The 13,687-nt window shown below is 69.4% G+C and carries 15 protein-coding genes; 9 read left to right on the top strand and 6 right to left on the bottom strand.

What is annotated here, in order from left to right; all coding sequences use genetic code 11:
* Positions 1–36 precede the first annotated feature (36 nt).
* Positions 37–1,242: an ornithine--oxo-acid transaminase gene (gene rocD, locus AB0M67_RS30625; protein WP_365750767.1), complete on the bottom strand. Its 1,206-nt coding sequence runs from the start codon at positions 1,240–1,242 to the stop codon at positions 37–39.
* A gap of 287 nt (positions 1,243–1,529) precedes the next feature.
* Here rocD and trpS point away from each other — a divergent pair, with 287 nt between their 5' ends.
* The gene (trpS, locus tag AB0M67_RS30620) at positions 1,530–2,543 is read left to right on the top strand and encodes a tryptophan--tRNA ligase (protein WP_365750765.1); all 1,014 of its coding nucleotides are present in this window, start codon (positions 1,530–1,532) and stop codon (positions 2,541–2,543) included.
* A gap of 245 nt (positions 2,544–2,788) precedes the next feature.
* On the top strand, positions 2,789–3,382 hold the full coding sequence (locus AB0M67_RS30615) for a 2'-5' RNA ligase family protein (protein ID WP_365750903.1): 594 nt from the start codon (positions 2,789–2,791) through the stop codon (positions 3,380–3,382).
* A gap of 41 nt (positions 3,383–3,423) precedes the next feature.
* On the opposite strand, the gene AB0M67_RS30610 is transcribed toward AB0M67_RS30615, so the two are convergent.
* Entirely contained in the window at positions 3,424–4,176 is a 753-nt protein-coding gene (locus AB0M67_RS30610; protein WP_365750763.1) for a decaprenylphospho-beta-D-erythro-pentofuranosid-2-ulose 2-reductase, read from the bottom strand.
* Between the two features lie 205 nt (positions 4,177–4,381).
* Here AB0M67_RS30610 and AB0M67_RS30605 point away from each other — a divergent pair, with 205 nt between their 5' ends.
* Positions 4,382–5,362 (top strand): YihY/virulence factor BrkB family protein, encoded by a 981-nt coding sequence (locus AB0M67_RS30605; protein WP_365750761.1) that lies wholly within the window; start codon positions 4,382–4,384, stop codon positions 5,360–5,362.
* On the opposite strand, the gene AB0M67_RS30600 is transcribed toward AB0M67_RS30605, so the two are convergent.
* On the bottom strand, positions 5,310–6,608 hold the full coding sequence (locus AB0M67_RS30600; protein WP_365750759.1) for a D-alanyl-D-alanine carboxypeptidase: 1,299 nt from the start codon (positions 6,606–6,608) through the stop codon (positions 5,310–5,312). The two genes, AB0M67_RS30605 and AB0M67_RS30600, sit on opposite strands and share 53 nt — an antisense overlap.
* A 163-nt stretch (positions 6,609–6,771) precedes the next feature.
* Here AB0M67_RS30600 and AB0M67_RS30595 point away from each other — a divergent pair, with 163 nt between their 5' ends.
* From AB0M67_RS30595 to AB0M67_RS30585, 3 genes are all read left to right on the top strand, one after another.
* Positions 6,772–7,038, top strand: a complete 267-nt coding sequence (locus AB0M67_RS30595; RefSeq protein WP_365750757.1) for a hypothetical protein — start codon at positions 6,772–6,774, stop codon at positions 7,036–7,038.
* A gap of 11 nt (positions 7,039–7,049) precedes the next feature.
* The gene (locus tag AB0M67_RS30590) at positions 7,050–8,450 is read left to right on the top strand and encodes a metallophosphoesterase (protein ID WP_365750753.1); all 1,401 of its coding nucleotides are present in this window, start codon (positions 7,050–7,052) and stop codon (positions 8,448–8,450) included.
* A 152-nt stretch (positions 8,451–8,602) separates the two neighbouring features.
* Complete coding sequence (locus AB0M67_RS30585; protein WP_365750751.1) at positions 8,603–10,156, top strand: ABC transporter substrate-binding protein; 1,554 nt, start codon at positions 8,603–8,605, stop codon at positions 10,154–10,156.
* A gap of 118 nt (positions 10,157–10,274) precedes the next feature.
* On the opposite strand, the gene AB0M67_RS30580 is transcribed toward AB0M67_RS30585, so the two are convergent.
* A complete protein-coding gene (locus AB0M67_RS30580; RefSeq protein ID WP_365750749.1) occupies positions 10,275–11,045 on the bottom strand; it encodes a TetR family transcriptional regulator in 771 nt (256 codons plus the stop codon).
* A 107-nt stretch (positions 11,046–11,152) separates the two neighbouring features.
* On the opposite strand from AB0M67_RS30580, the gene AB0M67_RS30575 reads away from it, so the two are divergent.
* Entirely contained in the window at positions 11,153–11,686 is a 534-nt protein-coding gene (locus tag AB0M67_RS30575; protein ID WP_365750747.1) for a nucleotidyltransferase family protein, read from the top strand.
* Between the two features lie 144 nt (positions 11,687–11,830).
* On the opposite strand, the gene AB0M67_RS30570 is transcribed toward AB0M67_RS30575, so the two are convergent.
* Entirely contained in the window at positions 11,831–12,031 is a 201-nt protein-coding gene (locus AB0M67_RS30570) for a DUF397 domain-containing protein (RefSeq protein ID WP_365750746.1), read from the bottom strand.
* Complete coding sequence (locus AB0M67_RS30565; protein WP_365750744.1) at positions 12,031–12,846, bottom strand: helix-turn-helix transcriptional regulator; 816 nt, start codon at positions 12,844–12,846, stop codon at positions 12,031–12,033. The genes AB0M67_RS30570 and AB0M67_RS30565 overlap by 1 nt, the downstream gene beginning before the upstream one ends.
* A gap of 120 nt (positions 12,847–12,966) precedes the next feature.
* Here AB0M67_RS30565 and AB0M67_RS30560 point away from each other — a divergent pair, with 120 nt between their 5' ends.
* Both AB0M67_RS30560 and AB0M67_RS30555 read left to right on the top strand, forming a co-directional pair.
* On the top strand, positions 12,967–13,140 hold the full coding sequence (locus AB0M67_RS30560) for a hypothetical protein (protein WP_365750742.1): 174 nt from the start codon (positions 12,967–12,969) through the stop codon (positions 13,138–13,140).
* Positions 13,141–13,354: 214 nt separating this feature from the next.
* The gene (locus AB0M67_RS30555; RefSeq protein WP_365750740.1) at positions 13,355–13,537 is read left to right on the top strand and encodes a hypothetical protein; all 183 of its coding nucleotides are present in this window, start codon (positions 13,355–13,357) and stop codon (positions 13,535–13,537) included.
* Positions 13,538–13,687 lie beyond the last annotated feature (150 nt).

Below are 13,687 nucleotides of genomic sequence, written 5' to 3'. Positions count from 1 at the left end.
AACGCCCCCGGGCGGACACCACGTACCGGACAGGACCTAGTCGGCCAGCACCGCCCTGAGCTGGTCCAGGCCCCAGTCCAGGTCCTCCTTGCTGATCACCAGCGGCGGGGCGATCCGGATCGTGGAGCCGTGCGTGTCCTTCACCAGCACGCCCCGGTCCATCAGCCGCTCCGAGATCTCCCGGCCCGTCCCGTGGGACGGCACGATGTCCACCCCCGCCCACAGCCCCCGGCCGCGTACCGCCTCCACGGCTCCGCCGCCCGTCAGCAGGCCCAGTTCGTGGTGGAGATGGTCACCCAGCTCCGCCGCGCGCTGCTGGAACTCGCCCGACCGCAGCATCGCGATGACCTCCAGCGCCACCGCGCAGGCGAGCGGATTGCCGCCGAAGGTCGAGCCGTGCTCGCCGGGCCGGTACACGCCGAGGACGTCGGCCGAGGACACCACCGCCGACACCGGCACCACCCCGCCGCCCAGCGCCTTGCCGAGGACATACATGTCGGGCACCACGCCCTCGTGCTCACAGGCGAAGGTCTTCCCCGTCCGGCCCAGGCCCGACTGGATCTCGTCCGCGATGAAGAGCACGTTCCGCTGCCGGGTCAGCTCCCGCACCCCGGCGAGATAGCCCGCCGGCGGCACCAGGACCCCGGCCTCGCCCTGGATCGGCTCCATGAGCACGGCCACGGTGTTCTCGGTCATCGCCGCGTCCAGCGCGGTGAGATCCCCGTACGGAACGATCTCGAAGCCGGGCGTGTACGGGCCGAAGTCCGCCCGTGCCTCCGCGTCCGTCGAGAAGCTGATGATCGTGGTCGTACGGCCGTGGAAGTTATTGGCCGCCACGACGATCTTCGCCATGCCGTCCGGCACGCCCTTGACCCGGTAGCCCCACTTCCTGGCGGTCTTCACGGCGGTCTCCACCGCCTCGGCGCCGGTGTTCATGGGCAACACCATCTCCATGCCGCACAGCTCGGCGAGCTGCGTACAGAAGTCGGCGAACCGGTCGTGGTGGAACGCGCGCGAGGTGAGCGTCACCCTCTCCAGCTGCGCCTTCGCGGCGTCGATGAGCCTTCTGTTGCCATGGCCGAAATTGAGCGCCGAGTACCCGGCGAGCATGTCGAGGAAGCGCCGCCCCTCGACATCGGTCATCCAGGCGCCGTCCGCCGAGGCGACCACGATGGGCAGCGGATGGTAGTTGTGCGCGCTGTGGGCCTCCGCCGAGGCGATGGCACTCTCCGTTGTCGACACGGGTTTCTCCGATCGGTCAGGACAAGCTGTGCGGGGTGTACGGGACAAGCCGTGCGGGACAAGCTGTGCGGTACGGGCGGGACGTGGCCCCACTTTCTATCGTCGCTCGCAGTGTGGACGAGGAAACCTTGCCCTCGGCATGCCCTGGCTGAACAGAGTCCGGACGCCGGGAGACCGTGGGCCCCGCGCCCGTCTCCTCCCCGCGCCGTCCCCCGCGCCGTCTCCCGTCCCGCCCACGCCCCCTCTCCGTTCCCGACCTGTCGGTCATACCTGAGAGAATGGTGAACATGGCCTCTGATCGTCCCCGCGCGCTCTCCGGAATCCAGCCCACCGCAGGCTCTTTCCACCTCGGGAACTACCTCGGCGCGGTGCGCCAGTACGTCGCGCTGCAAGAAACCCACGACGCCTTCTACATGGTCGTCGACCTGCACGCGATCACCGTTCCCCAGGACCCCGCCGAGCTGCGCGCCAATACCCGTCTCGCCGCGGCCCAGCTGCTCGCCGCCGGTCTCGACCCGCGGCGCTGCACGCTCTTCATCCAGAGTCATGTGCCCGAGCACGCACAGCTCGCCTGGGTCATGAACTGCATCACCGGCTTCGGTGAGGCCTCCCGGATGACGCAGTTCAAGGACAAGTCCGCGAAGCAGGGCGCGGACCGCGCCACGGTCGGGCTCTTCACGTACCCGATCCTCCAGGTCGCCGACATCCTGCTGTACCAGGCGAACGCCGTCCCGGTCGGTGAGGACCAGCGGCAGCACGTCGAGCTGACCCGCGATCTCGCCGAGCGCTTCAACAGCCGCTTCGGCCGGACGTTCACGGTCCCGGCGCCGCACATCGTCAAGGAGGTCGCGAAGATCTACGACCTCCAGGACCCGACGATCAAGATGAGCAAGTCCGCGTCCACCCCCAAGGGCCTGATCAATCTGCTCGACGAGCCGAAGGCCACCGCGAAGAAGATCAAGAGCGCGGTCACCGACACCGGCACGGAGATCCGGTTCGACATGGAGACCAAGCCCGGGGTGAGCAATCTGCTCACGATCTACTCCACGCTCACGGACACCTCTGTCGCGGAGCTGGAGGAGAAATACACTGGTAAGGGCTACGGTGCGCTGAAGACGGACCTGGCGGACGCGATGGTCGAGTTCGTCACCCCGTTCAGGACGCGCACCCAGGAGTATCTGGACGATCCGGAGACGCTGGACTCGATCCTGGCCGAGGGCGCGGAGAAGGCCCGAGCGGTCGCGGCCGAGACCCTGGCGCAGACCTACGACAGAGTCGGCTTCCTCCCCGCCAAGCACTGACGGAGTACGGGCCGCGCACCGACGGAGTACTCGCGCGGCACCGAGGAGCACCGGCGGCGCACCGGCGCAGAGGGCGGCCCGGAGCGAAGACACCGGAGGTCAGTGGGGTGCGCCGGCCCGGAACGCCACCGCGTCGCACCGCTCCGGTCGCCGCTGGCGGGCCGGGCGGTGCGACCGTCACACTGGCGAGCGGCGGCGAAGACACAGACCATCGACACATGGACCACGGGACTGAGGAGATCGATGTGGGGACCGTAACGCTCGGCGTTTCGATCGCGGTCCCGGAGCCGTACGGCAGCCTGATCCAGGACCGGCGTGCGGGCTTCGGTGATCCCGCCGCGCACGGCATTCCCACGCATGTCACGCTGCTGCCACCCACCGAGGTCGACGCGTCGGCGCTGCCCGCGATCGAGGCGCATCTCGCCGCGGTCGCGTCCGCCGGCAGGCCGTTCCCGATGCGGCTGTCCGGCACCGGTACGTTCCGCCCGCTCTCGCCGGTGGTCTTCATCCAGGTGGTCGAGGGCGCGTCGGCCTGCACCTGGCTGCAGAAGCGCGTCAGGGACTCGTCGGGACCGCTCGTTCGCGAGCTCCAGTTCCCGTACCACCCCCATGTGACGGTGGCGCACGGCATCGCCGAGGAGGCGATGGACCGGGCCTACGAGGAGCTGTCCGAGTACGGCGCGGCCTGGAGCTGCACCTCCTTCGCGCTGTACGAGCAGGGCGCGGACGCCGTATGGCGCAAGCTGCAGGAGTACGCGTTCGGCGGTGGCGCGGAGATCTCGGGGGTGCCCCCACAGAGCACGAGCACCCCCGCCGACCGGCCGACCTCCCTGCGCTGAGTCCCGCCCCGCCCGGCCCCTCGCTGCCCGCCCCCGCCGGCTCAGACCGGCAGCCTGCGGAACAGCGGGCGCGGCAGATGGCGCACCGCCGCCATCACCACCCGTAGCGCCCCCGGCACCCACACGGTCTCCGAGCGTCGTCGCAGCCCCAGCTCGATGGCCGTCGCGACCGCCTCCGGGGTGGTGGCCAGTGGCGTCCGCGGGGCAGCCGCCGTCCTCGGCTCCACGAGGCCCGGCCGTACGATCATGACCTGCACCCCCGTGCCGTACATGGCGTCCCCCAGCCCCTGCGCGAACGCGTCCAGGCCCGCTTTGCTCGACCCGTAGATGAAGTCCGCGCGACGGGCCCGCTCGCCGGCCACCGATGACAGCACCACCAGCGAACCGTGCCCCTGCGTCTGCATCGCGCCCGCGCACACCAGGCCCGCCGAGACCGCGCCGGTGTAGTTGGTCTGCGCCACCCGGACCGCCGCGAGCGGGTCCGCCTCGTCGTGCGCCTGGTCGCCGAGGACCCCGAAGGCGAGCAGCGCCAGGTCGATGTCCCCCTCCGCGAAGACCTTGCCGAGCACTTCCCCGTGGGAGCCCGGGTCCAGGGCGTCGAAGGCGACGGTACGGACGTCCGCGCCCAGGGCCCGGAGCCGGTCGGCGGCGGTGTCCAGGGCGGGGGAGGGGCGGCCCGCCAGCCAGACCGTACGGGCACGGCGGGCGATCAGCCGGCGCGCGGTGGCGAGTCCGATCTCCGACGTACCGCCGAGGATGAGCAGGGACTGCGGGGTGCCGAAGGCGTCCTTCATCGTGAATCGCTCCTCAGGGGGGCAGGGGCAGCAGTGCGAACAGGCGGTTACGGGTACGGGGACAGGCGCGGGTACGGGCACGGGTACAGCGACAGGCGGCGCGACAGGTCCGAGGTGAAATGACCGTATCGCCCCATACTGCATTCTTTGCGGCCTTTGCAGCGACGCTCGCGCTTGTTTTCCGATCAGGGGGTACACGTCGTTCATGGACTGGCTGAAGAAACTGCCCCTGGTCGGCCCGTTCGTGGCCAGGCTGATGCGGACGCACGCCTGGCGCTCGTACGAAACGCTCGACCGCGTCCACTGGACACGGCTGGCCGCCGCCATCACGTTCATCAGCTTCATCGCGCTCTTCCCGCTGATCACCGTGGGCGCCGCGATCGGCGCCGCGCTGCTCAGCCAGGGCCAGCTGGACCGGTTGCAGGACAGCATCGCGCGGCAGGTCCCCGGCATCTCCCAACAGCTGGACATCAGCGGCCTGGTGGCCAACGCGGGCACGGTCGGGGTGGTGGCCGGCGCGGTGCTGCTCCTCACCGGGATCGGCTGGGTCGGCTCCATGCGGGAGTGTCTGCGCGCCGTCTGGGAGCTGGACGATACGGAAGAGGGCAATCCGTTCCTGCTCAAGGGCAAGGACGCGGTGGCGCTCGTGGGTCTGGGGGCGGTCGGGCTGGCCTCACTGGGAGCCTCGGGCTTCGGCTCGACCGCCGTCGGCTGGACCGCCGACCGGCTGGGTATCCCCGAGAACGGCGCGGGCGGCGTACTGCTCCAGGTGGCCGCCCTCGCCGTGGCGATCCTCGCCGACTTCCTGCTGCTGCTCTACGTACTGACGCTGCTGCCCCGCGTCCATCCGCCGCGCCGCCGGCTCGTCGTCGCCGCGCTCATCGGCGCCGTCGGCTTCGAACTGCTCAAGCTGCTGCTCGGCGGCTATATGCGGGGCGTGGCGGCGAAGAGCATGTACGGCGCGTTCGGGGTGCCGGTGGCGCTGCTGCTGTGGATCAACTTCACGGCGAAGCTGCTGCTGTTCTGCGCCGCCTGGACGGCGACCCGAAGCACGACGGACGAGGCGGATACCGGGCCGGAGAGCGAGCGGAGGCGGGACAACGGCTACGGCAACGGCAACCGCGCCGCCGGGTCTACTCGCGCGAGCGGCGACGGACCAGGTCGGGCAGCGGCCAGCGCCGGTTGACCAGGAACACCGCGCCGCCCATGACCACCAGCACGCCGCCCGCGACGGCGAGAGCCGTCCCGACGCCGCCCGTGCCCTCGCCGTTCGTGGCCGCGAACTTGGCGGGCTCGGTGGCCTTACCGGCCCCGGCCGAATCCGCCCCCACGGCGCTGGGGCTCGGAGAGGCGTTCATACGGGCGGACTTGGGCGGTACCAGCTCACCGACCGGGGTCACCTTCCCGGCCGCCGTGAAGCCCCAGTCCAGCAGCCGTGCCGCCTCCTGGTAGACCGCCTGGCCCTCCGTGGAGGACGGGTTCATGACGGTGACCAGCAGCACCCGGCCGTCGCGCTCGGCGACGCCGGTGAAGGTCGCGCCCGCGTGGGTGGTGTTGCCGTTCTTCACGCCGGCGATGCCCTTGTACGTGGGGACGCCGGGGGCGCCGGTCAGCAGCCGGTTGGTGTTCTGGATCTCGAACGAGTCGCGCTTGGGGTCGCCGTTCTTGTCCTTCTCGACCTTCTCGCCCTCCTTCGTCTCCTTCACGTCGCCGGGGAACTTGGCCGTCACGGTCGCGCAGTACTCGCGGAAGTCCTTCTTCTGGAGTCCGGAGCGGGCGATCAGGGTGAGGTCGTACGCGCTGGAGACCTGGTTCTTCTCGTCGTAGCCGTCGGGCGTGACGACCTGTGTGTCCAGTGCCTGGAGCTCTTCGGCGTGCTTCTGCATGTCCTTGACGGTCTTCTTGACCCCGCCGTTCATCTCGGAGAGCACATGGACGGCGTCGTTGCCGGAGCGCAGGAAGACCCCCAGCCATAGATCGTGGACGGAGTACTTGAGGTTCTCCTTCACTCCGACCAGGCTGCTGCCCGCGCCCACCCCCGCGAGATCGGTGGGCGCCACCTTGTACACCTCGTCCTTGGGCAGCTTGGGCAGCACCGTGTCCGCGAAGAGCATCTTGAGGGTGGAGGCCGGCGGGAGCCGCCAGTGGGCGTTGTGCGAGGCCAGTACCGCGCCCGACTCGGCGTCCGCGACGATCCAGGACCGGCCGCTCAGCTGCTTGGGCAGGACCGGCGCACCGGCGCCGAGGTTCACCTGCGTACCCGCCCGGCCGAGCTTGGCCCCGCCGACCGTGGACATGGAGACGGGCGGCTTCGGCTGGTTGTTGTTGTCGGGCCCGTCGACCTTGCCGTCGGCCGACGCGGGTGCGGCGGTCATCACGGGAAGCAATGCGGCGGCGATGACCGTCAAGGCGGTCTTTTTCAGAGCGGACACGATCGAAAACGTACATGCCCCGCACCACGGTGCCGACCCGGGTGGGCTGATCGGCCCCATTCCCGGCGTGTGCGGATGAGCTGACCGTACCTCGCGCCGATCCGGCCGCCCGCTCTCCGGACCCGGCTGCCGTCGGGCGGCAGGCGCCGGTGATACTGAATCCATGAAGCTCAACCGCCCCGTGTCCTGGTTCCTGCTCGCGTTCGGGGTGTGGAGCTGGTTCATCTGGATCACTTTCGTCAAGAACCTGTGGCAGGACGGCGGCGGACTCGCGTTCGACGACGCCGGTGATCCGACGGGGTACTTCTGGGTGCACCTGACGCTCGCCATCGTGTCCTTTCTTCTGGGGACGGCCGTTGGCGTCATCGGGTTCCGTAGTGTGCGCGCGCTCCGGCACGAACAGCGCGAGCACCGTGAAAAACTGGGATAAGGGGCCTGTTCGTGGTCGTCGTGATCGTTCTGGGGGCGCTCGCCGCCGTATCGCTGGTGGCAGGGGCGCACTGGTACCTCTGGCGGCGCCTTGTGCGCGACACGACCAGCCCCGGCGGCCTCGCCCGCAGGCTGGGCACCGTCGCCGCGGTGGTGCTGCCGTTACTGTCGGTCGGCGCCGTGGTCTCGGGGCGCTCGGGGATGCCGTTCCTGGCGCAGCAGGTGCTGGCCTGGCCGGGCTATCTGTGGCTGGCGGCGCTGCTCTACCTGCTGCTCGCGCTGCTGGTGGGAGAGGCCGTACGGCCGCTGCTGCGGCGGCTGCTGGAGCGCCGGGACGCGTCGGCCGGGGCTGAGGTCCCGGCGGAGGCGGAGGCGGAGACCGTCGTACGTACGCCGGTGGGCGCCGGCGCGGACAAGGGCACGGGGCCGGGAGCCGGTACGGGTCCTGGCACAGGTCCTGGTACGGGTCCTGGCACAGGTCCTGGTACGGGTCCTGGCACAGGTCCTGGTACGGGCATATCCGACGGCGGTTCGGACCTGTCGGAACCGCCGGCCACCGCCCCCCTGGCACCACCCGCCACCCCCGCACCCTCCCGTCGCCTGTTCGTCTCCCGTGTCGTCGGCGGCGCGGCTGCCACCGCCGCGCTCGCGACCGTCGGATACGGCACGTACGGCGTCCTGCGCGGCCCCCGCGTCAAGCGCGTCACCGTCCCGCTCGCCAAGCTGCCGCGCGGCGCCCATGGCTTCCGTATCGCCGTCGTCAGCGATATCCACCTCGGACCGATCCTGGGCCGCGCCCACACCCAGCGCATCGTGGACACCATCAACTCCACCCAGCCCGATCTGATCGCCGTCGTCGGTGACCTGGTGGACGGCAGCGTCAAGGACCTGGGACCGGCGGCCGAGCCCCTGTCCGGTCTCAAGGCCCGGCACGGCTCGTTCTTCGTGACCGGCAACCACGAGTACTTCTCGGGCGCCGACGCCTGGGTCGACCACGTCCGTGAACTCGGCCTCCGGCCGCTGGAGAACGAGCGCGTGGAGATCCCCGGCTTCGATCTCGCCGGGGTCAACGACGTCGCGGGCGAGAGCGAGGGCGCGGGCCCCGACTTCGCGAAGGCGCTCGACGACCGTGACCGGGCCAGGGCGTCCGTACTCCTCGCCCACCAGCCCGTCGTCATCGACGACGCCGTGCGCTACGGCGTCGACCTCCAGCTCTCCGGACACACCCACGGCGGCCAGCTGTGGCCGGGCAACCTTCTCGCGGGTCTGGCCAATCCGACCGTGGCCGGTCTGGAGCGGTACGGCGACACCCAGCTGTATGTGTCGCGCGGCGCGGGCGCCTGGGGCCCGCCGGTCAGGGTCGGTGCCCCCTCCGACATCACCATCGTGGAACTGGCCTCGCGGGCGGCCTGAAGCCCGTCCGGGACAGGCCCTGGGGCCTGTCCCGGCACGCTTAACACGACCGTTGCCTGTGCGACCCGGGATTTCTCTTCCGCCGACGGATGCCGTGTGGTTGGGTGAGCGCCATCACGGTCAGGGGTGGGCGTGATAGAGGGGCACTGCACATGCGGCCGATCCGTCTGCGGATACTCATCACATCTCTTGTGCTGGTGATTGCGGGGGTGGGCGGCTGGCAGCTGCTTCCGTCCCGCGACACCGACCAGAAAGCGATCACCGTCGGTACGACCGACGTGGTCACCTCGCTCGATCCGGCCGGCGCGTACGACGCCGGATCCTGGGCGCTGTTCAGCAACATCTACCAGTCATTGCTGACGTTCAAACCCAGTTCGGTCACGCCGGTTCCGGACGCCGCTCGTACCTGCGGCTTCGTCGGGAACGAACTCCAGACCTATCGCTGCGAGTTGCGGGACGATCTCCAGTTCTCCAACGGCAACAAGATCACGGCGGAGGACGTCAAGTACTCCTTCGACCGCGTGCTCGCCATCAAGTCGGACGTCGGTCCACAGTCCCTCTTCGCCACGCTCAAGTCGGTCGAGGCGGACGGTCTGACGGTCACCTTCCATCTCGACTCCCGTGACGCGACGTTCCCGCTGAAGGTCGCCACCGGAGCCGGTGCGATCGTCGACCACACCCGCTACCCGGCGAACGGGCTGCGCACGGACCCGGAGACCGACGGATCGGGGCCGTACGTCCTCAAGGCGTACGCCCCCGGCTCCTCGGCACGTCTGGAGCCCAACCCCCGGTACCGGGGCGCGATCGCGGCGGTCGACGGGCCGGTGGACATCACCTACTTCAAGAAGTCCGCCGAGCTGGCCGCCGCCTGGGAGGCCCGTAAGGTCGATGTCACCCATCGCCAACTGCCGCCGTCGCTGATCGCCGGGCTGGACGCGAGCGAGGACGACATCCGGATGAACGAGGCCGACAGCGCCGAGATCCGCAACCTCGTCTTCAATGTGCGCGAGGGATCGGCGATGGCCGACAAGGCGGTGCGTCAGGCGGTCGCCGCGATCGTCGACCGGTCCAGGATCGCCTCCCATGTCTATGCCTCGACGGTCGATCCGCTCTACTCGCCCATCCCGCAGGGCATCACCTCGCACACCACGCCGTTCTTCGACACCTATCCGGAGCCGGACGTGAAGCGGGCCAGGGAACTACTGTCGGACGCGGGCGTGGAGACCCCGGTGACGTTCACGCTCGCGCACTCGGACGGCGGCTCGGCCGCGCCGGAGGCGACGGAGCTGCGCAAGCAGCTTGAGTCCACCGGGCTGTTCAAGGTGAAGATCGTGGAGCGCGAGTGGACGGCCTTCCAGAAGGGCTACACCAGCGGACAGTACGACGCGTACACCGTCGGCTGGCTCCCGGACTTCCCGGACCCGGACAACTTCATCCAGCCGCTCGTCGGCCGGGACTCCACGCTGCGCACGGGGTACGTGAGCGACCGCGTCGACCGGCTGATCGAGTCCACGCAGCAGTACGGCGAACGCGGCCGGGCCTCGCAGGACTTCAGGTCCATCCAGAAGGTGGTGGCCGAGGATGTGCCGTTGGTGCCGCTGTGGCAGAAGAAGGACTACGTACTGAGCAGCGGTGATGTCACGGGCGCGCAGTATCTGTCGGACGGGACCGGGATCTGGCGGCTGTGGCAGCTGGGCTGGCTCTGAGGGCGGGCGGTGCGGGCCGGTGGCGGGGAGCGCGGGGCGATCCGGGCCGTCGGCGGGCTGGGGCTGATGCCGGGCTGGGGCTGACGGCGGGCTGGGACCGACGGCGCTGACGCGGCGGTCAGCTCCGGCCGGTCGTCGGCTTCCGGGAGGCGCGCGTCGCGGCCACCTCGGCCATCCCCGGCAGGAAGTCCCCGAACAGCTCGTGCACCTCCCGTACGAGGGGCCGCAGCGCCCGGAACCGCGAGAGCGCGATGCCTCTGCTGGTCAGCCGGGCGCCGCGCTCCGCGAGCCGGCGTGAGCGCTCGCTGTCCTCGGAGCGGTCGAAGACCCAGTACAGGACCAGTCCCATCTGGGCCAGCCACATCAACTCCGGTAGCAGTTCGGCCAGTTCGTCCGGGACCTTCGCCCTGGAACCGGCCAGCACCTCACGGTGGACGGCGACGGCCGCGTCGCGCGCGTGTTCCGATTCGGGGGAGAACGGGCTCAGCGGGCTCTCGGGATCGGCGGCGTTCTTGAAGAACTGCGCGGCGAACTCGTGGTACGGGGCCGCGACATCGATCCAGACCGTCAGCACGCCGGCCATGCGCGCCTCCAGATCGCTCTCCCGGTCGAGCACGGCCCGCGCCGCCAGCCGGTGTTCGGCGCCGATCCGGTCGTAGAAGCCCTGGACCAGATGTTCCTTGGACGAGAAGTAGTAGTACGCGTTCCCGACCGAGACCCCGGCCTCCGTGGCGATCGCCCGCATCGTCGTCTTGTCGAAACCGCGCTCCTGGAAGAGCCGGAGAGCGGTTTCGAGGATGAGCGTACGGGTCTGCTCGCTCTTGGGGATCGGGGATTTCGGGGCCTTGGCCTTGGCGGCCGGGACCTTCTGGTCCTTCTCGTCCTTCACACCGACCGAGCCTAATGTGAAGGAGCGGGTCATTCGCACGCCTCTTCGCAGGGCGCCGCCGTCAGTGCGCGCGCGGGAGCACACGGAAAACCGGGTGCCGGGCGGCGGTGCGTCGGGGAGAGTGGCGCACCATGATGAGTGCGGAGGATGTACTGGCCGTCCTGGACCTGCTCGATCGCGCGGGCATCAGGGTCTGGCTGGACGGCGGCTGGGGAGTCGACGCGCTGCTCGGGGAACAGACCCGGCCCCACAACGACCTGGACATCGTCGTGCGCACCGACGACCTGGACCGCTACGACCGCGCCCTGCGGGCCCACGGCTTCCGGCTGATGCGCGACGACGGACCGTACAACTACGTCCTGGTCGACGACGCGGGCCGCGAGGTCGACGTGCACAGCTTCGACCCGGCCACCACCCTGACGGACGCCGACGGGGTGCTGGTCCACGGCCCGAACGGACTCGCCTACCCGGTCGACGCGTTGACGGGCTCGGGCACGGTCCTGGGCCGACGCGTCGCCTGCTGCACGCCCGAGTATCAGGTGCGGTCGCACACGGGGTACGAGATCGACGCCGACGACGTCCACGACGTACTGGCGCTGCACCGCCGCTTCGGCGTACCACTGCCGCCGCCGTACGCGTAACGCGTGCCCCACGGATTCGGCGCGGTTTCTACCGGCCCTGCCCGTCCTGATCCGTACGACGAACGCGCACCACGCCCTCGACGCGGTTGACGCGTGGATGGAGCGGGTCGGCTTCGGGTGACGGCTCCGGTCCTGGCGGACGGGTCAGACGGTGGTGGCTTTGGCGAGGGTGAGGAAGGCGGTCCAGGAGGTGTGGGACGCGAGGAGGGTGGGGCCGGTGGGGTTCTTGGAGTCACGTACGGGGACGGTGTTGGCGATGCCGTCGCCTATTTCCACGCAGTTGCCACCGTTGGTGCTGTAGCTGCTGCGCCGCCACTCGACGGACAGCATGGGCGCACTGGCCATTACGTCAGTCCTTTCAGATGCGTACCGATCAGATCGGCGGACTTCTTGGGCGACAGAGCGTCGGCCCTCAGCAGATCATAAGCGTGCGAGGCGGCAGCAACCTCGTGTGAATCCAGAGCAATTCGGCCTTGCGAGAAGCCATCCACATAGAGCACGTCTGGACCTTCGGTGAAGCTCAAGACCGTGAAGGGTCCGGCCAGCCCGGCATGAGCCGCAACCGAGCTCGGCACAACCTGGATTACCGAGCGTGGATCCTGCCCGTGTTCGAGGAGTCGTTCAAGCTGCTGCCGCATGACGGAAGCCCCGCCGATCGGTCGGCGTAACGTGTTCTCGTCCATGATGAACCACATCCTCGGTGGCATATCCCGTTCGAATAGCGCTTGGCGAGTCATGCGAGCGGCAACCAAGTCGTCAAGGTTGTCCGGTCGTACGGCGCTGAGCATCGCACGGGCGTAGTCCTCGGTCTGCAACAGTCCCGGGACGATCTGACTCTCAAAGACGCGCATGTCCGTGGCATCCCGTTCGAGCTCGACAAAGGGCAAGAACCACGACGGGTATGCGTAGGTGATGACGAGCGGGTACAGGCGTCCGAAATGGCCGTCCGTGCCGAACGCTGCGTCCAGGTCACAAGCCAAGTCCTCTGATGGCACTCGCTTGGCTGACTCCACCTTGCTGATCATGGATTGCGTCGTGTGCGCCCTTACTGCGGCTTCGTCCTGGGATACGTCCGCCGCAGTGCGAATTCGCTTCAATTCGCTTCCGAAGAAGGCCAGGAGTGACGAGGTGGGGTCAGGACCATCGGTTTCTGCCGTCATCTGCGTATCCCTCCGTTATGACGAACTCGGTGTCATGGGCTGATGCCTGGTGAACGCGCTTGTACGCGCCGAAGCTTGAACACGCAAAGCAAGCGCGCGATAACGGAAGGTACATCTCTCATGACCGAACAAGCCACCGATACGAGGTCGGACGACTCGGACGAGTTGGCCGCGACGGTGGAGGCGGGGGGCTTCTGGCGGTTGGTGCCGGGGTGGGTGCCACGCGACTTCATCGAACCGACACCCGCACTGCTGGAGCAAGTGGATTGCGGGCTCAGGCGGTTGGTCGCATGAAGGGGAGCGAGGCGCGGCGGCGCCTGTCTTTGTTGATCGCCACGCTCGGGACGGATGGCGTCCTCGTCGTACGGAAGGGCGTTCCCGGCGCGGAAGGCGCGGACCTGGCCCCGGCGTCGGCGCTCTCGTGGCCGCCGTGCGAGTGCGGCAATCCGATGTGCCCGGACTACGAGCCGCCGCCGGCGGCGCCTCCTGTCGGCGGGGGTGGTGGGCTGTGAGGCGAAGGTGGCGCAACTGGTCCGGCGCCGTGGCGCGGCTGGTGGAACGGCGGAGGCAGCGCCTCGCGTACCGGCGACTCCACCGTGCGCTGCTCAGCGCGTTCCAGGAACCGGATGAGGCCGTCTTGTTCGAGAGGATCTTCGGCTACCCGCCGCCGGAGGAGAAGCGCACGCTGTGAGGTCGGGTGCGGGTGAGGGACGGGGGTAGTCGGGGTGGGCCGGGACGTGTGGATCCGGGTGGGGGCCGCCCCTAGGTTTCAGTTTCGCGGTTGCGGGTTGGGCGTCAAGGGCGCTCCTTCGTCGCGTCGGCTGCGCCGATTCCGCTTCGC

Origin of the sequence: Streptomyces sp. NPDC051662 (assembly GCF_040681655.1) — a bacterium.
In the GTDB taxonomy this organism is placed as follows: domain Bacteria; phylum Actinomycetota; class Actinomycetes; order Streptomycetales; family Streptomycetaceae; genus Streptomyces.
This window is presented reverse-complemented; position numbering and strand designations above follow the sequence as displayed.

What these genes read in the sequence shown, in the direction of transcription:
- trpS (WP_365750765.1), top strand. Translation starts at nt 1,530, where the DNA reads ATGGCCTCTGATCGTCCCCGCGCGCTCTCCGGAATCCAGCCCACCGCA.
- AB0M67_RS30610 (WP_365750763.1), bottom strand. Translation starts at nt 4,176, where the DNA reads ATGAAGGACGCCTTCGGCACCCCGCAGTCCCTGCTCATCCTCGGCGGT.
- AB0M67_RS30605 (WP_365750761.1), top strand. Translation starts at nt 4,382, where the DNA reads ATGGACTGGCTGAAGAAACTGCCCCTGGTCGGCCCGTTCGTGGCCAGG.
- AB0M67_RS30595 (WP_365750757.1), top strand. Translation starts at nt 6,772, where the DNA reads ATGAAGCTCAACCGCCCCGTGTCCTGGTTCCTGCTCGCGTTCGGGGTG.
- AB0M67_RS30585 (WP_365750751.1), top strand. Translation starts at nt 8,603, where the DNA reads ATGCGGCCGATCCGTCTGCGGATACTCATCACATCTCTTGTGCTGGTG.
- AB0M67_RS30570 (WP_365750746.1), bottom strand. Translation starts at nt 12,031, where the DNA reads ATGGCCAGTGCGCCCATGCTGTCCGTCGAGTGGCGGCGCAGCAGCTAC.
- AB0M67_RS30565 (WP_365750744.1), bottom strand. Translation starts at nt 12,846, where the DNA reads ATGACGGCAGAAACCGATGGTCCTGACCCCACCTCGTCACTCCTGGCC.
- AB0M67_RS30560 (WP_365750742.1), top strand. Translation starts at nt 12,967, where the DNA reads ATGACCGAACAAGCCACCGATACGAGGTCGGACGACTCGGACGAGTTG.